This is a genomic window from Rhodococcus spongiicola, from assembly GCF_004011835.1.
GTDB classification, from domain to species: domain Bacteria; phylum Actinomycetota; class Actinomycetes; order Mycobacteriales; family Mycobacteriaceae; genus Prescottella; species Prescottella spongiicola.
In genome coordinates, this window is record NZ_RKLN01000006.1 from 234,235 (window position 1) to 254,448 (window position 20,214).

At 65.5% G+C, this 20,214-nt stretch carries 19 protein-coding genes and 1 tRNA gene; 16 read left to right on the forward strand and 4 right to left on the reverse strand.

The genetic code is table 11. The features are described 5' to 3' along the window. Window positions 1–444 precede the first annotated feature (444 nt). From ssd to EF834_RS16680, 7 genes are read left to right on the forward strand one after another with little or no spacing between them, the layout of a single operon-like run. Window positions 445–1,581 carry a septum site-determining protein Ssd gene (gene ssd, locus EF834_RS16650; RefSeq protein ID WP_127948323.1) on the forward strand — a complete coding sequence of 379 codons (1,137 nt, stop codon included), beginning with the start codon at window positions 445–447 and terminating at the stop codon, window positions 1,579–1,581. After that, window positions 1,578–2,756 (forward strand): TadA family conjugal transfer-associated ATPase, encoded by a 1,179-nt coding sequence (locus EF834_RS16655; RefSeq protein ID WP_127948324.1) that lies wholly within the window; start codon window positions 1,578–1,580, stop codon window positions 2,754–2,756. Before ssd ends, EF834_RS16655 begins: the two co-directional genes overlap by 4 nt. Further along, a complete protein-coding gene (locus tag EF834_RS16660; RefSeq protein WP_164874163.1) occupies window positions 2,753–3,574 on the forward strand; it encodes a type II secretion system F family protein in 822 nt (273 codons plus the stop codon). The genes EF834_RS16655 and EF834_RS16660 overlap by 4 nt, the downstream gene beginning before the upstream one ends. Then, complete coding sequence (locus tag EF834_RS16665; protein ID WP_408014528.1) at window positions 3,571–4,158, forward strand: type II secretion system F family protein; 588 nt, start codon at window positions 3,571–3,573, stop codon at window positions 4,156–4,158. The genes EF834_RS16660 and EF834_RS16665 overlap by 4 nt, the downstream gene beginning before the upstream one ends. A gap of 59 nt (window positions 4,159–4,217) precedes the next feature. Continuing rightward, window positions 4,218–4,421, forward strand: a complete 204-nt coding sequence (locus tag EF834_RS16670; RefSeq protein ID WP_127948326.1) for a DUF4244 domain-containing protein — start codon at window positions 4,218–4,220, stop codon at window positions 4,419–4,421. Beyond that, entirely contained in the window at window positions 4,418–4,774 is a 357-nt protein-coding gene (locus tag EF834_RS16675) for a TadE family type IV pilus minor pilin (protein WP_127948327.1), read from the forward strand. Before EF834_RS16670 ends, EF834_RS16675 begins: the two co-directional genes overlap by 4 nt. Next, complete coding sequence (locus EF834_RS16680; protein WP_127948328.1) at window positions 4,771–5,127, forward strand: Rv3654c family TadE-like protein; 357 nt, start codon at window positions 4,771–4,773, stop codon at window positions 5,125–5,127. Before EF834_RS16675 ends, EF834_RS16680 begins: the two co-directional genes overlap by 4 nt. Window positions 5,128–5,185: 58 nt before the next feature. Here the strand turns inward: EF834_RS16680 and EF834_RS16685 are convergent, their stop codons facing one another. From EF834_RS16685 to EF834_RS16695, 3 genes are all read right to left on the reverse strand, one after another. Then, window positions 5,186–6,106: an SMP-30/gluconolactonase/LRE family protein gene (locus EF834_RS16685; protein WP_164874164.1), complete on the reverse strand. Its 921-nt coding sequence runs from the start codon at window positions 6,104–6,106 to the stop codon at window positions 5,186–5,188. A gap of 165 nt (window positions 6,107–6,271) precedes the next feature. Continuing rightward, on the reverse strand, window positions 6,272–7,054 hold the full coding sequence (locus tag EF834_RS16690) for an alpha/beta fold hydrolase (RefSeq protein ID WP_127948330.1): 783 nt from the start codon (window positions 7,052–7,054) through the stop codon (window positions 6,272–6,274). A gap of 45 nt (window positions 7,055–7,099) precedes the next feature. Beyond that, complete coding sequence (locus tag EF834_RS16695; protein ID WP_235871267.1) at window positions 7,100–8,785, reverse strand: FAD-dependent monooxygenase; 1,686 nt, start codon at window positions 8,783–8,785, stop codon at window positions 7,100–7,102. 99 nt (window positions 8,786–8,884) lie between these two features. On the opposite strand from EF834_RS16695, the gene EF834_RS16700 reads away from it, so the two are divergent. The 3 genes from EF834_RS16700 to EF834_RS16710 all read left to right on the forward strand — a co-directional run bounded on the left by EF834_RS16700 (window position 8,885) and on the right by EF834_RS16710 (window position 10,837). After that, window positions 8,885–9,499, forward strand: coding sequence for a TetR/AcrR family transcriptional regulator (locus EF834_RS16700; protein WP_127948331.1), 615 nt, complete (start codon window positions 8,885–8,887; stop codon window positions 9,497–9,499). Between the two features lie 169 nt (window positions 9,500–9,668). Then, window positions 9,669–10,082 (forward strand): hypothetical protein, encoded by a 414-nt coding sequence (locus tag EF834_RS16705; RefSeq protein WP_127948332.1) that lies wholly within the window; start codon window positions 9,669–9,671, stop codon window positions 10,080–10,082. 338 nt (window positions 10,083–10,420) lie between these two features. Beyond that, entirely contained in the window at window positions 10,421–10,837 is a 417-nt protein-coding gene (locus EF834_RS16710; protein WP_127948333.1) for a hypothetical protein, read from the forward strand. 111 nt (window positions 10,838–10,948) lie between these two features. Here EF834_RS16710 and EF834_RS16715 read toward each other — a convergent pair whose 3' ends face one another. Beyond that, complete coding sequence (locus EF834_RS16715) at window positions 10,949–13,309, reverse strand: DEAD/DEAH box helicase (RefSeq protein WP_127948334.1); 2,361 nt, start codon at window positions 13,307–13,309, stop codon at window positions 10,949–10,951. Window positions 13,310–13,697: 388 nt separating this feature from the next. Here EF834_RS16715 and EF834_RS16720 point away from each other — a divergent pair, with 388 nt between their 5' ends. The 6 genes from EF834_RS16720 (at window position 13,698) to EF834_RS16745 (ending at window position 19,615) form a co-directional block, all read left to right on the forward strand. After that, on the forward strand, window positions 13,698–13,901 hold the full coding sequence (locus EF834_RS16720) for a cold-shock protein (RefSeq protein ID WP_005515803.1): 204 nt from the start codon (window positions 13,698–13,700) through the stop codon (window positions 13,899–13,901). Between the two features lie 203 nt (window positions 13,902–14,104). Beyond that, window positions 14,105–14,689, forward strand: a complete 585-nt coding sequence (locus EF834_RS16725; protein WP_127948335.1) for a hypothetical protein — start codon at window positions 14,105–14,107, stop codon at window positions 14,687–14,689. 190 nt (window positions 14,690–14,879) lie between these two features. Next, complete coding sequence (topA, locus tag EF834_RS16730) at window positions 14,880–17,747, forward strand: type I DNA topoisomerase (protein WP_127948336.1); 2,868 nt, start codon at window positions 14,880–14,882, stop codon at window positions 17,745–17,747. A 47-nt stretch (window positions 17,748–17,794) separates the two neighbouring features. After that, window positions 17,795–18,982, forward strand: coding sequence for a DNA polymerase III subunit delta' (locus tag EF834_RS16735; RefSeq protein WP_127948337.1), 1,188 nt, complete (start codon window positions 17,795–17,797; stop codon window positions 18,980–18,982). 63 nt (window positions 18,983–19,045) lie between these two features. Continuing rightward, window positions 19,046–19,118: transfer RNA gene (locus tag EF834_RS16740), tRNA-Thr, on the forward strand. Window positions 19,119–19,417: 299 nt separating this feature from the next. Continuing rightward, window positions 19,418–19,615, forward strand: a complete 198-nt coding sequence (locus EF834_RS16745; RefSeq protein ID WP_127948338.1) for a hypothetical protein — start codon at window positions 19,418–19,420, stop codon at window positions 19,613–19,615. The last annotated feature ends 599 nt before the right edge of the window (window positions 19,616–20,214 follow it).

Genomic DNA, 20,214 nt, shown 5'->3' on the forward strand with positions numbered 1-20,214 from the left:
AAGGATAGGGGAGCGGGGCGCGTTCGTGGCGCACCGCGCGCAAGTCGGGAGATCCGACGTTCCGGACTCCAGGGGGAGCGCAGGAGGGTCGGTGGATGTACTTGCAATTGGTCCCCGATGTAGGTGTAGTATCCCTTTTACCTGGACGCGGTCCAGGCGTGTTCAGCCCGACCCCCCGGGGCTGAACTCCGACGACCCCCGCCTCCTCCCCCCCTGGCGGGGGTCGTCTCCTTTCCGGCCCAAAACGCAGACCCGCTCGGGTCCTGCTCGGCCTCCCGTCTTCACCGAGCGGCTGGCGCCGCCGACGTCGTCTCCAGGTGTTCGGACCACCATCGTGCCCTCAAATTGGTACGGCTGTACAGAAATTCATTCACAGGGTTCGAATCTGTCCACATTCGTCCGTCGCGGGTTCCGCGCTGCAGTTCCGGGCCGCACGCTGACGGCATGAACATCGACCGCTCCGACGGGCTCGGAGTCTTGGGCGTGGTGAAGGCGAACAACGTCGTCGAGTGCCTCCGATCGATCGCGGCAGCAACCGACCAAACATTCGTCGAGGCTTCGACGTCGGTCGGGAGGATCGACTGGGCCTCGGCCGACCTCGTGGTGCTGGACGCAGACGCTGCACGTGAGTGTGCCGCACGACTGCCGCGCCGAGATCGGGTTGTCCTCGTGTGCGACGGTGCGCCCACCCTTGCGGACTGGCAGTCGGCGACGGTGGTCGGGGCCGATCGCGTGCTCGGGATTCCCGACGACGAGGCGACTTTGGTGGCAGCATTCGGCGAACGTCGAACCCGAAGCTCGGCCGATGGTGCCGTGGTCGCTGTTGTCGGTGGCTGCGGCGGAGCGGGAGCCTCGAGTCTGGCGGCCGCTATTGCCATGGAATCTGCCCGGCTCTCTGCCGAGGCGTCGGCGCGCGCTGCCGGCGACGAGAGTCGTGCTCGGTGGACCCTGCTGGTCGACGCGGATCCGCTCGGCGGCGGGCTGGACGTGCTCCTGGGCATAGAAGGGAAGCACGGCTTGAGGTGGCCGGGCCTGGCCGTCGAAGGTGGGCGTGTATTCGCCGACGCCTTGCGAGCGGCGTTGCCGTCGCACGGGAAGGGGCTCAGCGTGCTCGCGTGTGGTCGCGGGAGCGGCGAGCCCAGTGGACCGGCTCCGGCGGCAGCGACCGCTGTCGTCGAGTCCGGTCGGTCTGCGGGAGGTGTGGTGGTCTGCGATGTTCCCCGAAACCTCACCGCGGTTGGAGAGAGCCTGCTGGACGGTGCCGACCTCGTCGTCGTGGTACTTCCCGCAACAGTCCGAGGCGGATTGGCGGCCGAGCGTGTGCTGGCCCGGATCTCCGAGCGAAACCCCAACCTGGGAATCGTGATTCGCGGACCCGCGCCGGGTGGGCTGCGGAGCGGCGACCTGGCCGAGAGCCTTCAGGTCCCGCTGCTCGCGTCCATGCGCCCGGAGCCGAGGATCGACACGATGCTCGAGCACGGAGGGCTCGATCTCGGTAGGCGGTCACCGCTCGCGGTTGGTGCCAGAGCGGTCCTCGATGTGCTCACCGCCCGACCGCACCGTGGACGGAGGCCGGCTTGAGCACCATCGCCTCGCCGGATCTCCTCGAGCGGGTACGCGAGCGGCTCGCGCTCACGGAAGGTGAACTCACCCCTGCAACGGTCGCATCGGCGATCCGCGCTGAATCGGGTGGGGTCCTCGGTGACACAGACCTCCTCACCGCGTTGCGGACCCTGCAGACCGAACTCATCGGAGCGGGACCGCTCGAGCCGTTGCTCGGTGTCCCAGGCGTCGCTGACGTCCTCGTCACCGCACCCGACGCGGTGTGGATCGACCGTGGTGCCGGACTCGAACGCACGGCGGTTTCGTTCCCCGACGAGGCCGCGGTGCGGCGACTCGCCCAGCGTCTGGCGCTGTCCGCGGGTCGGCGTCTCGACGACGCACAACCCTGGGTGGACGGTCGCCTCGATGGAATCACGCACGGCAACTTAGGAATTCGGCTTCACGCGGTTCTGGCACCGGTCGCTGAGGATGGAACGTGCGTGTCGCTGAGGGTTCTTCGGCCCGCGACGGATGAACTCGATGACCTCGTGGGTCGCGGTGCGATCCCTCCCGACGCAAGGGATCTGCTCGAGGAGATCGTCCGAGCAAGGATCGCCTTCCTCGTGACCGGCGGAACCGGCGCAGGAAAGACGACGATGCTCGCGGCAATGCTTGGTCGGGTCGATCCGGCAGAACGGATCGTCTGCGTCGAGGATGCCGCCGAGTTGGTTCCCTCCCATCCTCACGTCGTGCGACTCGTGGCGCGTGCGCCCAACGTCGAAGGAGTCGGTGAGGTGACGGTGCGGGACCTGGTCCGGCAGTCCTTGAGGATGCGTCCGGACCGCATCGTCGTCGGGGAGGTGCGTGGAGCCGAGGTAGTCGACCTCCTCGCCGCGCTCAATACCGGGCACGATGGCGGCGCCGGGACGGTGCATGCGAACTCGCCCAGAGAGGTTCCGGCCAGACTCGAGGCTCTCGCTGCGCTGGGTGGCATGGATCGTCGTGCGCTGCACAGTCAACTCGCAGCCGCCGTACAGGCGGTCCTGCACGTGCGCCGCGATTCGTCCGGCCGCCGTGGCTTGGTGGAGATCGGAGTCCTCGAACGTGATTCCACAGGTGTGGTGGATATTGTTCCCGCTTGGACCAGCGAAGCGGGCCCCGGTCCCGCGCTCCGGATATTGCGTGACTTGCTGGACCGAAGGATCGTGCGGTGACCGCGGTCCTGCTCTTCCTGGCGTCCGCCCTCCTGGTGGCGCCCAAGCGCGGTGCGCGCGCCCGACTACGAGCAACCAGGCCCCATGCGGTGTCCCGGCGGGGCCTGGTTGCTCGCGGGAAACGGTGGGCACTGCGTCGTGGAATGTCACCGTTCGACCTCATGTTCCCCGCGTGCGTGCCGCTCGCGGCAGTGGGCGCGGTGGGCCCGGCTGTTGCGACCGCGATCGCGGCGGCTACCGCCCGTCGGCGCCATCGGCGGCGGCTTGTATCCGAGCGTCGGGATCGGGAACGTCGCTGGGTGCTCACCGGGCTGGACGTAGTCATCGCAGAACTGCGAGTGGGAGCGCACCCGGCCGTCGCGTGCGAAACCGCGGCGGCCGACTGTGATGGTGCTGCCGCCGAGGCGTTCCGCTGTGCAGCCGCCCGAGCACGACTCGGGGGTTCGGCAGCGAGCGGGTTCTCGGCGAACGACGGCGGCGTCGACGACGACTTGCGGCGAATCGCGAACGCGTGGGCGGTAGCCGAGAAACACGGCCTCGCGCTGGCCGAGCTCTTGCACGCTGCGCGTTCGGACCTCGTGGGCCGCGTCCGGTTCCGTACGCGCGCAGAAGCAGGGCTGGCGGGAGCACGTGCGACAGCCGCTGTCCTGGCGGCCCTTCCGGTGCTAGGAGTTGGTCTGGGACAGATGATGGGCGCGGCGCCGGTTCGAGTGTTGCTCGGAAGTGACCTCGGCCAAGTGTTGCTCGTGATCGGCACGGTCCTGGTGGCGAGCGGACTGTGGTGGACCGACCGCATAGTCGACAGCGTGGTGGCGTGATGTGGTTGTCCCTGATACTTGTCGCCGGGTCGGCGCTCGTGGCTCCCGTCTCGACGAAGGCGCACCGACGTCTTCGAGGGTCGGCGATCTCGACCTCCGACCGACCGCCGGAGACCGATACTGCCTCGGAGACCGCGGATCCGCTGGCCGTAGCCGGCACCTTCGATCTCTTGGCGGCATGCCTGAAGGCGGGACTTCCGATGTCCGCGTCCGCGTCCGCTGTCGCCGCCTTCGCGCCGCAGCCGCTGTCGGAATCTCTGGGCCGAACGGCCCATCTGCTGGCGCTCGGCGCCGATCCTTCGACGGCGTGGGATGTCGTGGCCACCGAACCGGCAACGGAGGCGTTGGCGCGGATGGCACGGCGCTCTGCGCGCTCCGGTGCGGCGCTGTCGAGCGCGATCGAGGAACTGGCGACGCAGCAGCGCACCGATGCCGAGGACTGCGCGGTAGCCGCGTCCGAGCGGGCGGGCGTGCTGATCAGTGGCCCGTTGGGTCTGTGCTTCCTACCCGCGTTCGTCTGCCTGGGGATCGTCCCGGTGGTGATCGGGCTCGCCGGTGGGGTACTCGCGGGAGGACTCCCGTGACCGGCACGGGGAAGCCGGTGCGGAAGAGCCGTACCGGAACCGAATGGAGGGGAAAAGTAATGTGGTCGAAGAAGTTCCAAGAAATCCAGTCCCGGCTCGTCGTTGCGGCGGCCGCCGACGACGGGATGTCGACCGCCGAGTATGCGATCGGGACCATCGCGGCGGCGGCGTTCGGGGCGATCCTGTACACCGTCGTGACCGGGGATTCGATCGTCTCCGCGCTCACTGGAATCATCGACAAGGCGTTGGCCACGTCAGTGTGAGTGGTCGGCCTCGGGCGGGCAACGACGACGGATCGACCACGGTCGAGGCGGCGATCGCAATCGCGTCGATAGTGACCGTTGTGGCCTTGTGTGTCGGCGCGATCGCGGCGGCGGCCGCGCAAGTGCGGTGCATCGACGCGGCCCGGGAGGCCGCCCGTCTCGCTGCCCGCGGTGACCGCGCCGATGCGATCGTCGTCGCGGAACGGGTCGCGCCGCGCGACTCGGACATCGAGGTGCGACAGGACGGCGCGTTCGTCGTGGTAACCGTCCGAGCAACTGTGCCGTTGCTGCCGTTGGTTCGATTGTCGGCGGAGACAGTCGCTGCCCGCGAACCCGAGGCGGGGTACGGGTGACAAAGTTCCTCCGGGACGAGTCCGGCGGCGCGACGGTGTTCGCTTGCTTCGCGCTGACCGGCCTCGTCGCGGTGACCGCCGTCCTGCTCCACCTCGGTGGGGCCGTCGCGGCGCGACATCGTGCTCAGGCTGCCGCCGACCTGGCAGCGCTCGCGGCGGCGCAGTCGCTAGTCGGTGGGGAAGAATCAGCCTGTAGTACCGCGGCTTTGCTCGCGCAGCGAATGCAGGTTGAGGTCAGTGAGTGCCGCGTCGAGGACTGGGATGTCGTCGTGTCCACCGAGGTGTTCATGGGACCGTCCCCATTCGTGCTCGGCTCCGCCACCGCTGTAGCACGAGCGGGTCCCGCCGGCTGACGGGGTCAGGCAGCTGACTGCGTTGCCTCGGTTGACTGCGTTGCCGCGAATCGGTGCTTCACCCTGCGAACCGGGGTTCGGGCAGCCCGCGCACGCCCAGGCCATGCACTGCGAACACGCTGCCGGGTTGGGGATGTTGTTTCAATTCCTCGGGGGCTGCGAACGCCTGCTGCGAGGTGACAAAGAGTGTTTCGTAGTCGGCGCCGCCGAACGTCACGCACGTAGGCGTGCGGACGGGCATGTCGATTTCTCGGTCCAGGCGCCCATCGGGTGCCACACGGAGTATCTTGCCGCCGAGGTTGAGGGCGAACCAGTAGAAGCCCTCGGCATCGACCGTGGCACCATCGACGATCGCGGGTGCGGGTGCGTAGTCCGCGACAGAGAAGAAAGGTCGGCGGTTCTCGATGCGGCCCTCGTCGATGTCGAAGTCGAACACGTAGATCATGCCGCCCTTGGTGTCGCCAAAGTACATTCGCGTATCTTGCGGATCGAACGCGATACCGTTGCTGCAGATGAATGCGAAGTCCTCGGCCACTCTCCGGCAAGAGTGATCAGCGTCGAAGCGATACAGGAAAGACGACTTGTCGGTCAGCTTGCCGTCCATGCTGCCGCACCAGTACCGGCCGCGGCGATCAATCTTGCCGTCGTTGAGCCGATTGAACGGCTTGTCTGGCTCCGGGTCGAAGATCCGCTCGAAGGTGCCACGTTCCAAATCGATCGCGCAGAATCCCGAGTTCGAACCGGCGATCAAACCGCCCCGTTCGCGGAACCCGAACGAACCGACCTGTTCGGGCATGGGCCACACCGTACGCTCGCGGGTCGCGAGGTTCAGCCGACGAATCGACGGCTTTCGCGCACCGTTGAGGTCGATCGACGGACCCACGTGGTCTGCCCAATAGAGCGAGGATTCCTCGGCGACCCAGATCGGCGTTTCGCCAAGTCCGTCATTGCATTCCCACAAGCACTCGATCTCGACCATGGCCGCTCCCTTGTCCAGTCCGATCAGGCCAGTGTTTGGTGGCGCCTCCAAGTGCACTATCACACGATTGACTTCGACCCCTTGGCGATTCGTCAACGGACCTTGGTCCGACCCGAGCTCGCCTGTAGCCCAAGTGATGTCGATACCGCCGAGGGCCGAGCATTGCTACACCAACCGACGTCGGACGGCGGCAGCCGTCTCGGTTGGACGCGCCAACGGCACCATGTGCTTGCATTCGACGTCGATGAGTTCGAAGTCCGAGCCCAGATTGCTCTTCAGTGCGGCGACCAGCGCGGGGGTGACGCAATGTGGGTCGGTGCGGGTCGATCGAAGAAGCGTTGTTCGAATTCTGTTCTGTGGCACTACTAGCGGCCGCGCCAGCTCACTCCAATAGCTGACCATCGCCGGCAGGCACACCCGCCAACCGACGCGTCCTGCGGGCCACGGGATGAGATGTTCGTCGAGTTCGGACTGCAGCTCGCCGGCGGGTACGTCGCTCCACAAGCCGGTCGCCTTGTGCTCGCGAGCCTCGTCGCGGTCGGAGTAGTCTGGCGCCTCCAACAGCTCCTCGGCGCTTTGGCGCATCCAGTGCCCATCCAACCCGATCGCTGGATCGAGCAACACCAGCGAGTCGACGAGATCGGGCCGCGCCGCGGCCAGATGCAGCGCCAACCCGCCGCCGAGTGAGTGCCCGATTACCATCACCGGCTGATCGGAGTCTTGTTCTACCAATGCGGCGAGCGCGGCGACGTTGGCCTCGAGCGTCCATGGCGCAGCCCACGGCGAGCGGCCGTGACCCAGCAGATCCGGCGCGACCAGCGTCAGATCGTCAAGGTACTGCCGGGCCAGGTGCCGCCAGCGTTCACCGTGCCCAGCCAGTCCGTGAATGGCCAGGACTCGGGCGGGTCCGGCCGGGCCGTAGCGGTGAGCATGCAAAACCGCGGTCACTGTCCCGATGTTTCCAGACCTGTCGGCGTCAGTTGCTGATACCCGCTAACCCGTTGGGGTCGCCGGTTCAGCAATTGCCACATTCCGAATGAACCACCGTTCGAGCCAGCGGGCCAGCGTGGCCGCGTCGGCTGAGTGGCCTGCGGCGGCGAGGTAGCCGTCGGGCCGTAGCAGCATCCAACCGGGCTGGGCGGCCAACTGCTCTGCGATCTGTACGTCGCTGCCTCGCAGTCGTGGTTGATGGGTCGCGATGCGTACCCGGTGGACGGTGATCAGGTCGCGGAACGAGTGGTAGGAATCATCGATTGCGGCGTTGGTGTCGGTGATGAACAGCGTCAGCGCGGACAGGTCTTGCATGTCGTAGAGATGTCGGCGCTCTTCGGTTTTGGTTGGCTCGTCGTTCGTTGACTCAGCGTTGGTTGGGTCGTCGCCGACTGTGTACAGGTCCATATCAGGGACGCGGTCACCGGCGTGTAGGTCGCCATTGCGTCCCGCATGCCTGGCAATTGGGCAGCTGCGATAGGTCGCGGCGAGCTGTCCGAGCCGGGGCGTCACTTTGTCCTGGGTGGCTGATCTGGTGAGCAGCCGTGGTGCGAGGCGAGTCAGTGCCGAATGCACGATCGGATTGGTGGAGTTGACGACTCTGGTCATTCTTCGGGTCATCCGGACCACCTGCTTGATCACCGGGAGCCGATCGGTTTCGTAGGTGTCGAGCAATTCGGGTTTCGCCTGTGTATTGAGCACCATTGCCAGCTTCCACGACAAGTTGATCATGTCCTGAATTCCGGTGTTCATGCCCTGCCCGCCGGCTGGGCTGTGGACATGGGCGGCGTCGCCACCGAAGAACACTCGCCCGGCGCGCAACGTGGACATGTGGCGGCTGTTGATCCGGAAGCGTGAGCTCCAATTCAGGTTGTGCAGCGTTGCCGGAACGTGAGAGACGCGATCGTAGAGGCGCTGAATATCCTTCAGTGTCGGTTCGGCCGCCTCACCGGCAATCCCGTCGGGGTCGGTCGCGGTGAACCGGAATCGCCCCTCGCCCATCGGGAACACCGCGATGAACCCCCTGGGTGCCAAGAAGACGGACATCTGGTCTTCGGCAAGATCGCCGTCAAGATGCAGGTCGCCCAAGGCGTATTTCTGGGTGAACGAGGTGCCCTCGAAGGTCAGCCCGAGCGCCTTGCGGGTGGGGCTGTGTGCGCCGTCTGCGGCGATCAGATACGACGCCTCAACTTGTTCGTCGGTTCCATCGGCCCTGCGCAGCACCACCTTCACCGTGTTGCCATCGTGGGTGTTGCCAGCGTCGTGATTCTGTGTGACCGAGACCAGTTCGACACCACGCTCGATCTTCACGCCCTGACGAGCACACTGATCGGCGAGGATGCGTTCGGTTTCCGACTGGGCGAGCAGCAGAATGTAGTTGAACTCGCTGGGCATCCGGTGCAGCTCCACATCGGCCAGTTTGCGGCCCTTGGCGTACAGGGTCGTTGCACTCACCGGATTGCCCAGTCGCAGCAGTTCCTCGCCGACTGCGCGGGGCCGCAACAACTCGACCGTGCGCGCCTGAATGGCCAGCGCCCGTGATGTGTCTGACGGCTTGGGCGCCTTGTCGACGATGCGCACATTGATTCCGAGCCGAGACAGCTCAACTGCGGCTGTCAGCCCAGTTGGTCCAGCTCCGACAATCAACACCGGCACCTTGTCTTCGGCGCGAATCATCTGCGACTTCATGGTCCCGCTCCTTGGCCCCTAACCAAGTCAACAGTTGATGACTTAAATCTAGCCTCGCCGACCAGCTGATGTCAACCGTTGATGACTTATGCTGGGCACATGACTGCCGCCCGGCCTCGCAACGCCGCGGGAACCCGCGCCGACATCCTCCGTGCTGCACGTGTTCGCTTCGGTGCCGACGGCTACGAGCGCACCACCCTGAGAGCGGTTGCAGCCGACGTCGGCGTGGATGCGGCCTTGGTCATCCGCTATTTCGGTAGCAAGCAAGATCTCTTCGCCGCGGCCGCCGACTTCCGCGTCGAACTGCCGGACCTGAGCGACACCGATCCCGAAGACGTGGCCGAAGCGCTGTTGCCGAAGTTCTTCGCGGTATGGGAGGACGAGACCACATTCGTCGCCCTCTTGCGCGCGGCGATGACCAGCCCCACCGCCGCCGAGACGATGCGACAAGTCTTCGCCGAGCAGATCGCACCCAAGCTCGCCCCGATCACCCCCGATCACGCTGCTCAACGCGCCGGCTTGATGGGCGCTCTCATCATCGGTTTGGCCACCACCCGGTATGTGCTGGCCAACCCCGCAGTGGCCAACTTGAGCCACGACGAACTCGCCGCCTGGATCAGCCCGCTGATACGTCAACTATTGGTCGGCCCCGCTCCCGAGGAAGCCAAGCCCAAAACGGGGCGTCGCCGGCGGCCGCGTACAACCGACATCTGATGCGTGGCGCCCGAGGTGCCGTGCGAACAGGGCCTGCAGCCTCGACGCCGCGTTCGACGTTGCTCGGTCTGCGTGTCGCCCCTTTTAGTCATCATGCGTTGACATATCCAGGACGGCATGCCAGCATAGTCAACAGTTGATGACTTATTGGTGATCCCGGAGGTTCGCCATGACTGTCAAAGTGCTGCAGACTGGCCTCGACCCAGACCTGATCGACTTCACCTCACCTGATTTCGCTCAATTCGAAGGTCTGACCCGAGAGGCGTTGCGCAAGGCCAACGACGACAATGTCGCGGCATTGCGTGCGGCTGGATTCGATGTCGACAACGTCCTGATCGATTTCGGTGAGACCGCCGTCGACGTGATCCGCGATGCGATCACCGCCACTCGATACGACGCCGTTCTGATCGGCGCGGGCGTGCGGCTGGTACCGAGGAATACCTTGCTCTTCGAGTCGTTGGTCAACCTCATCCATACCGAACTTCCCTCGGCGCGTTTCGTTTTCAACTACGTTCCGAGATCGACACCCGACGATATCTACCGCTGGTTCGACTCGCCTCGAGCCACCGAACCCAAGAAGTGATGGCGTGCACGGCGTAGTAGCCACTCATCGGTGGTAGTGAATCAGCTAGTGCCACAGCATCAGACCTCGCAAAGCCCAAAGGCAACTGACTCCGGAGCCGCCGTGGCGAGTACCGCCGAAAGGACACCGATCGAGTCGTGATTCGCGATGCGATGACCACTACCCGATGAGATGCTGCTCCGATCGGCGCGGGAGTAGGGCTGGCAGCGAGGGACGTATCGCTGACCGAATCACTGGTAAGCCTCCTCGATACCGAATGCCATTCGGCGCGTTCTATTTTCGGATAACCTTGAAATCGACACCGGATGACATCGAGAATGCAGGGCAGAATGAGCGAGATGAGCGACACCAGTAAGCAGGGCCCGGGCGACGAAGGTCTGACGGGGTCCTCCAGTCACGAGGCTGGCTACGAGCCGCGTGGAGTGGGCAGCTACCGCTACCACGACTCCGGCGAGATCGTCGCCGGTGAGATCTGGAGCCAGGGCCCGTTCCATCGCACCTTGTGGGTGCTCGGGCCAGAGGGGCCAGTCGTCGTGGACGTCCACGGCCACCAACGGATCCCCTACGATCTCCCGACCTACTTCCCCGAGACGCACTTGTGGGGCCGGTCGAGCGGCTACGGCTACCGGCCGATTGACTTGCGTGGACGCCGACCCTCGGTCACCGCCGAGCGATGGGCTGCCCTCACCGAGGGCGCCTTCGAGGTCCGAGATGACTCGGCCGGCACTCGACGAGTCACCGAACCCAAGAAGTGATCGCCTGCAACACGCGGATGTGATCGCGGTGGGGCAGCCCCCGGGAATAGGCCCCGGGTCATTGCGGAAGATGCAAGGTTCCTCCGGGAGCCCGGCGGCGCGAAGTCGGGCTCAAGCAGTTGACTCCGGAGCCACCGCGGCGAGTACCGCCGAAAGGACACCGATCGCGCCATCCTTGTCCAGCGGTTGGTTTCCGTTGCCGCACTTGGGGGAGTGCACGCACGACGGGCAGCCGGCGGCGCACTCGCACGAGACGATCGCCGATCGTGTCGCGCTGAGCCAGCGCACCAGCTCGGCGTGACCTCGGTCGGCGAATCCCGCACCACCCGGATGACCGTCGTAGACGAACACGGTCGGCAGTCCGGTGTCGGGGTGCAGGGCGGTGGATACGCCGCCGATGTCGCCGCGATCGCACGTCGCAACCAGCGGGAGTAGCCCGATGGCGGCGTGCTCGGCCGCATGCAACGCGCCGGGGATGCGGTCGGTGCCGATGCCTCCGTTTGCGAGCATTTCGGGGGTGATGGTGTACATCACGGCTCGGGTATCGAGTGTCTGAGCGGGCATGTCTAGTTCAACGGAGTCGAGCACCTGTCCCGACGCCAGCCGACGCAGGTACCCGACCACCTGGTGGGTGACCTCGACTTGCGCCAGCGCAACGTCGACTTCGCCGTATCGCTTGTGTACCGATATGTCACCCACTGCTATGTCGGTGATTTCTCGCGCGGAGGTGGTCCACTCGGGTTCCTCGGCATGGACGATAGCGATGCCGTCCTCGAGATCGAGATGGTCGACGACGAACGACTCACCTTGGTGGATATGGACTGCGCCGGGATGGATGGTGGCGGGCGCCCGGCCTGCGTCGACGGTGCCGAGGAGGCGACCGGACTCGCCGTCGACGATCGCGACCTGGCCGCCAATTCCGCCCCGGATATCGAGCGATGAGTGCGGATCGCTGTCCGCGGCGATAAACCAGCCTTGTGAGCGCCGCCGGATCAGACCTCGAGCCGAGAGGTCGGCGAGCACCTCCGCCGCATCGAGATCGGCCACTTCGGTGTCGGACAGGGGCATCTCCATTGCCGCGCACAGCAGCTGTGGACCCAGTACGTAGGGATTCGTCGGATCGGTCACGGTCGCCTCGACTGGACGATCCAGCAGGGCGGATGGATGGTGCACGAGGTACGTGTCGAGCGGATCGTCGCGGGCGACGAGCACGACCAGCGACCCCTCGCCCCGCCGACCCGACCGCCCGGCCTGCTGCCAGAAAGAGGCGACCGTGCCAGGGAAACCGGCGACCACGACGGCGTCGAGACCGGCGATATCCACGCCCAGCTCGAGGGCATTCGTCGTCGCGGCTCCGAGTAGTCGACCATCGGCGATGGATGCCTCTAGGTCGCGGCGGTCCTCCGCGAGGTACCCGGCACGGTAGGCGGCCACCCGTTCGGCCAAATCGGGTTCGATCTCGGACAGGATGCGACGGGCACCGAGCGCGGCTAGTTCGGCGGCGCGGCGGGAACGGACGAACGTCAGTGTTCGCGCGCCCTCGACGAGCAGATCCGCCATGATCCGGGACGCCTCCGATCCTGCCGATCGCCGGACCGGGGCACCGTTCTCTCCGGTCACGGACTCGAGCAGCGGCGGCTCCCAGAACGCGATCGTGCGGGGACCGTGTGGGGAACCGTCTTCCGTGACTTCCGCGCACGGGGCCCCGATCAGCCGTGATGCGGCCGCACCGGGCTCCGAGGTGGTAGCGCTCGCCAGCACGAACACCGGGCTCGCGCCATACCGTGCGGCGATCCGGCGTAGTCGGCGCAGTACCAGCGCAACGTTCGATCCGAACACTCCGCGATAGGAGTGGCACTCGTCGACGACGACATACCGAAGATTCCGTAGCAGCCGTGCCCACCGTTGATGCGAGCGAAGGATCCCGATATGCAGCATGTCCGGGTTCGTGAAGATCCATCGTGAGTTCGCCCGGGCCCACTGCCGACCCTCGGTCGAGGTGTCGCCATCGAAACCGGCCGGGTGGATAGACGACAACTCCGGCTCCGACTCGGTCAGGGCGGTCACGGAGCGAAGTTGATCGGCACCGAGCGCCTTCGTCGGAGACAGATAGAGCGCCGTGTCGTGCGAGTCGGCGAGGGCGGTCAGCACCGGAAGCTGGTACGCCAACGACTTGCCCGACGCCGTACCGGTCGCGACGACGACATGCTCGCCCTCGGCGGCGACGGATGCGGCCTCTGCTTGATGCCTCCAGGGTTGCGGGATTCCTGCCGCACGCAACGCGCTCACAACAGCCGGATGTGCCCATTCGGGCCAGTCCGCGAATCGCGAGACCCGGGATGGGAGGTCGGCGGCGAAAATTAGAGGCTGTTCCCCAGGGGGTGTGCCGGCCAGGACACGAGTGAGGAGGTTCTGTCCATACGAGTTGTCGCCGGTTTCGCCCGGATACTGTCGGTCGGCGGCGACATTCACGGGAGCCTCTTCCGGAATTGTTACATCTGAGTGTTTTGGTCGTGTCCTCGCACTATCACAGGCGCTGGACCTGCGGGTTTGATCCTAACCGGGGTTACGTTGGACGGGAAATGTGGGGTGTACTGGACAGTAACTGAAGTGTCACCGCGTGCAAGATCAACTATTTGCTGGTTTTGTTTGTCTTTTGACTGTCGCAGCTAAGTTCGACGTGGTTGACTATGACCTGGTCGCAGCTTCTGTGTTCGGTGAAACGCCCGCAGGATCGATGTTGCGAGCGCGGTGCTTACGCGTTCCTGAGGGGGAATCGAGAAAGTACAGCGGTCGGAACCGGCCCGGTGGACTGCAAGTGCTGTCCGTCGAATCCGGTGTAAGAAAGAGAAGGAAAAGCATGGCACAGGGCACTGTGAAGTGGTTCAACGCGGAAAAGGGCTTCGGCTTCATCGCTCCCGAGGACGGCTCCGCCGACGTCTTCGTCCACTACTCGGAGATCCAGGGCAGCGGCTTCCGCACCCTGGAAGAGAACCAGCGCGTCGAGTTCGAGGTCGGCCAGGGCACCAAGGGCCCGCAGGCCACCGGCGTTCGCGCAATCTGATCCGTTCACCAGCTGAACGATGGGCACCGCGGTCCTATGACCGCTGCCCAGCTCGTCCCCTGCTGTCCTCGTCGGGAGCAGGGGACGAGTAGGCTCACGGCCTGGTCGCGGTATGGCTGCGCGTTCACTCGCGTGGCGGGTTCGTGGACCCGACGTTCACGATCCTGACGAACGAAACTCGGTTTTGGCCTACTGTCCACTTTGTGGGTCAGCTTTCGTTCTTCTCCGCCGAATCGGTGCCGCCTGCGGTGACCGATCTGGGTGGGCTGCTGGCTGCGCAGGGACAAGTGGTCGTGTCGGGGCGAGGGGCCCGCGTCTCCATCGTCGTCGAAGCCTTCTGGCGCGCCGAGGCGATTGCCGAGCTGATGCGGGAAGCCGGCCTCGACGCCGAGATCGGTAGGTCGGACGAGGGGCGTCCACTGGTGCGAACCGCTGTGGTCCCTCAGTTGATGGACTTGGCGACGCAATGGACCCGAGGAGCGGTCAAGGCGGTGCCTGAGGACTGGATCCCGGGGCCCCGGGAACAGCGCGCCTGGGTGCTCGCCTCCGGCCGCGTCGAACTCGACGGCCAGCGGTATGTCCTCGGATTGGATCCCCACGCCCCAGACACCTACGCCGCGCTGGCCCAGTCGCTCATGCGAGCTGGGGTCGCCCCCACAATCGTGGGCGTTCGAGGATCCGTCCCGGGATTGCGCATTTCCGGCCGTCGTCGTCTCATGCACCTCTCCGAAAACATCGGGGAACCACCCGACGATCCCGACGCTCGACGCAACTGGCCGCACATTTGAGCGAATCGAGCGGGATGGACGCACACGGTCGTCTTGCTCGTGTGACACCCTGTAATCGACCGGACCCGGTATAACGGTGGCGGAGACGAGATATTCGCGTCAGATGCGCAACAGCACTGATCGAGCAGGAAAGGTTGCGGACAGACTGGTGGCATCACGGGAGAAGAGCACGGCGGACGGAGCGCCTGCGATGCGCCGCCTCGTCATCGTCGAGTCACCGACGAAGGCCAAGAAGATCGCGCCCTACCTCGGCAAGGACTATGTAGTGGAGGCGTCGGTCGGACACATCCGTGACCTGCCGCGTGGCGCCGCCGACGTGCCCGCGAAGTACAAGGGCGAGCCGTGGGCCCGCCTCGGGGTGAACGTCGACCACGACTTCGAGCCGCTGTATGTCGTGAGCCCCGAGAAGAAGTCGAAGGTCACCGAGCTCAAGGGTCTGCTGAAGGACGCCGACGAGCTCTACCTCGCCACCGACCCCGACCGTGAGGGCGAGGCCATCGCCTGGCATCTTCTCGAAACGCTCAAGCCCAAGATCCCGGTTCGCCGGATGGTCTTCCACGAGATCACCGAGCCCGCGATCCGGGCGGCGGCAGAGGACACCCGCGACCTGGACAATGACCTGGTCGATGCGCAGGAAACACGTCGTATCCTCGACCGCCTCTACGGTTACGAGGTCAGCCCGGTTCTGTGGAAGAAGGTCATGCCGCGACTGTCGGCAGGCCGCGTTCAGTCCGTCGCGACGCGCGTCGTCGTGCAGCGCGAGCGCGAGCGCATGGCATTCCGGTCGTCGGAGTACTGGGACATCTCGGCCACGCTCGACGCCGGCGCCGACGCCAGCCCCCGCACCTTCGGTGCACGCCTGGTCTCGATCGACGGGTCCCGTGTCGCGGTCGGACGTGACTTCGGTCCCGACGGAAATCTGAAGACGTCGGGTGTCACGGTTGTCGACGAGGCGTACGCACGTCGACTCGCGGAAGCCCTCGAGAGCGTCGACCTGGTCGTTTCGTCGGCCGAGGACAAGCCGTACTCGCGCAAGCCTTACGCGCCGTTCATGACGTCGACCCTGCAGCAGGAGGCCGCGCGCAAGCTGCGTTTCTCCTCCGAGCGGACCATGCGCGTCGCCCAGCGTCTGTACGAGAACGGCTACATCACCTACATGCGAACCGACTCGACCACGTTGTCCGAGTCCGCCATCGCGGCGGCTCGGGCGCAGGCCACCGAGTTGTACGGTTCCGAGTTCGTGCACGCGAGCCCGCGTCAGTACACCCGCAAGGTGAAGAACGCTCAGGAGGCGCACGAGGCGATCCGCCCGGCCGGCGACGTCTTCCAGACGCCTGGTCAGTTGCATGCGCGTCTCGACAACGACGAGTACCGCCTGTACGAGCTCATCTGGCAGCGCACAGTCGCCTCCCAGATGGCCGACGCTCGTGGCACCACGCTGACGTTGCGCATCACCGGCACCGCAGGTACGGGGGAGGAGTGCACGTTCTCCGCCTCGGGCCGCACGATCACTTTCCCCGGCTTCCTCAAGGCGTACGTGGAGAGCGTCGACGAGGAGGCCGGCGGGCAATCCGACGACGCCGAGTCTCGGCTCCCGGTGCTGACTCGCGGCCAGGGCGTGACCGCTACCAAGCTCGACCCGGACGGTCACACCACGAACCCGCCGGCGCGCTACACCGAGGCGAGTCTCATCAAGGTGCTCGAGGACCTCGGGATCGGCCGTCCGTCTACGTACTCGTCGATCATCAAGACCATCCTCGACCGCGGCTACGTCTACAAGCGTGGCAGCGCGCTCGTCCCGTCGTGGGTGGCATTCGCGGTGATCGGCCTGCTCGAGTCGCACTTCGGAAGGCTCGTCGACTTCGACTTCACCGCCGCGATGGAAGACGACCTCGACGAGATCGCCGGGGGGCGCCAGGCCCGCGGCAACTGGCTCTCGGGCTTCTACTTCGGCGATGACCGAGCGGCCGACGACTCGATCGCGCGGTCCGGTGGTCTGAAGAAGATGGTCGGCGAGAATCTCGAGGGAATCGACGCCCGCGAGATCAACTCGATCCGCCTGTTCGACGATGCAGAGGGCCGCGAGGTCCACGTGCGGGTCGGCCGCTTCGGTCCCTACCTCGAACGGATGCTGCCCAACCCGGACGACCCGGACGGCGAGCCGATCTCGCAGCGCGCGAACCTGCCCGACGACCTGCCCCCGGACGAGCTGACTGCCGAGTACGCCGAGAAGCTGTTCGCGACGCCGCAGGAGGGTCGCAAGCTCGGTGTCGACCCGCTGACCGGGCACGAGATCATCGCGAAGGAGGGCCGCTTCGGCCCGTACGTCACCGAGATCCTGCCCGAGCCGGAACCCGAGCCCGAGCCGGACGTCGTTCCTGTGGAGGCCGACGGCACCGTCAAGACCAAGGCGAAGAAGGCGCCGGCGAAGAAGGCCGCGAAGAAAGCTGCAGGCCCGAAGCCGCGTACCGGTTCGCTGCTCAAGTCGATGGACCTGGCGACCGTAACGCTCGAGGACGCGTTGAAGCTGCTGTCGCTTCCACGGGTTGTCGGCATCGACCCCGAGTCGAAGGAAGAGATCACTGCGCAGAACGGCCGTTACGGACCGTATCTGAAGAAGGGCACCGACTCCCGCTCGCTGGCGACCGAGGAACAGATGTTCACGGTGACGCTGGAGGAGGCACTCAAGATCTATTCCGAGCCCAAGCGGCGCGGACGCCAAGCATCGGCGGCTCCTCCACTGCGCGAACTCGGTACCGATCCGGTCAGCGGCAAGCCGATGGTGATCAAGGACGGCCGCTTCGGCCCGTACGTGACCGACGGCGAGACCAATGCGAGCCTTCGTAAGGGCGACGAGGTCGAGGCCATCACCGACGATCGGGCTTCCGAACTACTGGCAGACCGCCGTGCCCGCGGGCCAGTGAAGAAGAAGGCGGCTGCCAAGAAGAAGCCGGCCAAGAAGGCCCCGGCCAAGAAGGCAGCCGCGAAGAAGACTGCCGCCAAGAAGACCCCGGCCAAGAAGGCGGCTGCGAAGAAATCGACGGCCGAGAAGCCGTGACTTCGGTCCACGGCAGGGTCGTCGGTGGGGCTCGGTAGGGTCGGCGCGTGGCGGGTGTATTCGATCGGCTGGTCGGCCAGGAGCACGTCGAGGCGGAGTTGACCGATGCCGCGACGGCGGCACGCGGAGGCGAGACCGGCTCGCGGATGACGCACTCGTGGCTGTTCACCGGTCCGCCCGGATCCGGCCGCTCCGTCGCGGCCCTCTGCTTCTCGGCGGCGCTGCAGTGCACGTCCGACGGCGAGCCGGGCTGCGGTGAGTGCCAAGCTTGCACGACGACGATGGTGGGCACGCACGGCGACGTCCGCCGCATAGTGCCCGAAGGGCTCAGCATCAGCGTCAGTGAAATGCGCGCGATCGTGCAGACGGCGTCGCGGCGGCCGAGTACGGGCCGCTGGCAGATCGTCGTCATCGAGGACGCCGATCGGCTCACCGAAGGTGCGGCCAACGCGCTGCTCAAGGTCGTCGAGGAACCGCCGGACCGCACGGTGTTCCTCCTGTGCGCTCCGTCAGTCGACCCGCAGGACATCTCGGTGACCTTGCGGTCGCGGTGTAGGCACATCCCGTTGGTGACGCCGTCGGTCGATGCGATCGAGCGGGTCCTGCGTGATCGGGATCAGCTGGACGCCGCGACCGCAAGGTGGGCCGCGTCGATTTGCGGTGGTCACGTGGGTCGTGCCCGGCGGCTGGCGAAAGACGAGGACGCCAGGACCCGACGCAGCCGTGCACTCGCGTTCGCGAATGCGGCAATGCGCCCTGGCACGGGCTATGCCGCTGCGGAGGAACTCGTTCAGGCCGCCGACCTCGAGGCCAAGGAATTGACGGCGGAGCGAGACGAGCGTGAGACCGAGGAACTTCGGACCGCGCTCGGCGCCGGTGGGACTGGCAAGGGCGCCGCGGGGGCCCTCCGCGGATCGGCCGGCGTGCTCAAGGATCTCGAGCGCCGACAGAAATCACGGGCGACCCGTACGGGTCGGGATGCTCTTGATCGGGCACTTGTGGATCTCGCCGGGCTCTACCGCGATGCACTGGCTCAGGCGTTCGGTTCTACAGCGGCGTCGAGCCACCCGGATATGGCCGAGCAGGCTACGGAACTGGCCTCCCGAACGTCCCGGGAGGGGTTGCTGCGCTGCATCGAGGCGATCCTCGACTGCCGTGAGGCACTGGATATGAACGTCAAGCCCAAGTTCGCCGTCGACGCCCTCGTGGCGCGGATCGGTGCCGAGTACAGGTAGTCCGACGATCGATTTGCATAGGAGGCGGGGGTTCGAGCTAGACTCGCGTGCGCCGAAAGGCACGCTGCCTTAGCTCAGTCGGTAGAGCATTTCACTCGTAATGAAAAGGTCGCGAGTTCGATTCTCGCAGGCAGCTCTGGGAGACCCGAGGTGGACATGGTCCACCTCGGGTCTTTCTCGTTTCTGGACAGGCATCGGTGCTTTTACTCCGATTACCCTGGACAATGGGGTTGGGTGGGGTTGTTCTTACGGAAGGAGAAGACAACGTGATCTGGCAGATCTTCTGGCTGATCCTTGCGGTCGGGGCTCTCGTGATGCTCATCCCGGTCGCGCGGCAGGTCTTCAAGCGCTACGAAGATGACTGACCGTTCCGATGACGATGGTCTGCTTGCCGAACGCTCGACAAGGTACGTCGGGAGCGGCCATGCTCTCAGAGTGAGCGATTCACTCAAGGCCCGCGTGCGAGAGAAGTTGCTCCGTCAACTTGCCGAGAACGGCGGGCACCCGGTCGAGGAGTTCGAGGGCGACGATCCGCGACTCGTAGCGATCGACGGTGATCTCGCCGCGCTCGACGAAGTCGCCGATGATGACCCGTTGGTCGAGAAGTTGGCGGCCAAGTACTGGGTTCCCTAGCCGATTCGGCCGGCTCCCTCCCGACTGGTGAGCCGCCTTGGCGCCGTAGGACTGGATTCGTCCGCGTTGACCTGGCGATTTGGTAGTTCTGTGGGGGTTCGCGTAACTTATTCCGGGTCAGAGCGACACGGACACCGACCCGGACGCGATCGTTGGTTGATCGGCGTGGGTAAACGAGGTTGGACGGGGAGCGCCTGATTTTCCCGGTTGGTTGGATCGCTCTCACTTGTGTGGGGGTGGTGGTGGCGTGCCGGGGTGGTCTGGCTCGAGGGTTGGGGTTTGTGTCCGGTTCTCGGGTGGGCTAGAATGGAGCGGTTGCCCCGGAGCGAGGGACCTTGTGGGTTTCTGGTTTTGGTGTGTGCGTGTTCTTTGAGAACTCAACAGTGTGTCGATGAATGTCAGTGCCAAATTTTTTTGTTTGGTGGCCTGCATCCTTTTTTGTGGGGGTGTGGGTGTTGCTGGTCGTCTCGTTTCTTCCGTCCGGGGCGGCTGGCGAAATGCTAGTTTGAGTTTTTCATGCTGGTGATTTGACTCGATGTCGTATGGCTGATTGCCGGCTGGTCCGGTTGATCGAGAGTCTTCAACGGAGAGTTTGATCC

Coding starts and splice junctions, on each gene's coding strand:
- ssd (WP_127948323.1), top strand. CDS start 445: ATGAACATCGACCGCTCCGACGGGCTCGGAGTCTTGGGCGTGGTGAAG.
- EF834_RS16670 (WP_127948326.1), top strand. CDS start 4,218: ATGTGGTCGAAGAAGTTCCAAGAAATCCAGTCCCGGCTCGTCGTTGCG.
- EF834_RS16685 (WP_164874164.1), bottom strand. CDS start 6,106: ATGGTCGAGATCGAGTGCTTGTGGGAATGCAATGACGGACTTGGCGAA.
- EF834_RS16695 (WP_235871267.1), bottom strand. CDS start 8,785: ATGAAGTCGCAGATGATTCGCGCCGAAGACAAGGTGCCGGTGTTGATT.
- EF834_RS16700 (WP_127948331.1), top strand. CDS start 8,885: ATGACTGCCGCCCGGCCTCGCAACGCCGCGGGAACCCGCGCCGACATC.
- EF834_RS16705 (WP_127948332.1), top strand. CDS start 9,669: ATGACTGTCAAAGTGCTGCAGACTGGCCTCGACCCAGACCTGATCGAC.
- EF834_RS16710 (WP_127948333.1), top strand. CDS start 10,421: ATGAGCGACACCAGTAAGCAGGGCCCGGGCGACGAAGGTCTGACGGGG.
- EF834_RS16720 (WP_005515803.1), top strand. CDS start 13,698: ATGGCACAGGGCACTGTGAAGTGGTTCAACGCGGAAAAGGGCTTCGGC.
- topA (WP_127948336.1), top strand. CDS start 14,880: ATGCGCCGCCTCGTCATCGTCGAGTCACCGACGAAGGCCAAGAAGATC.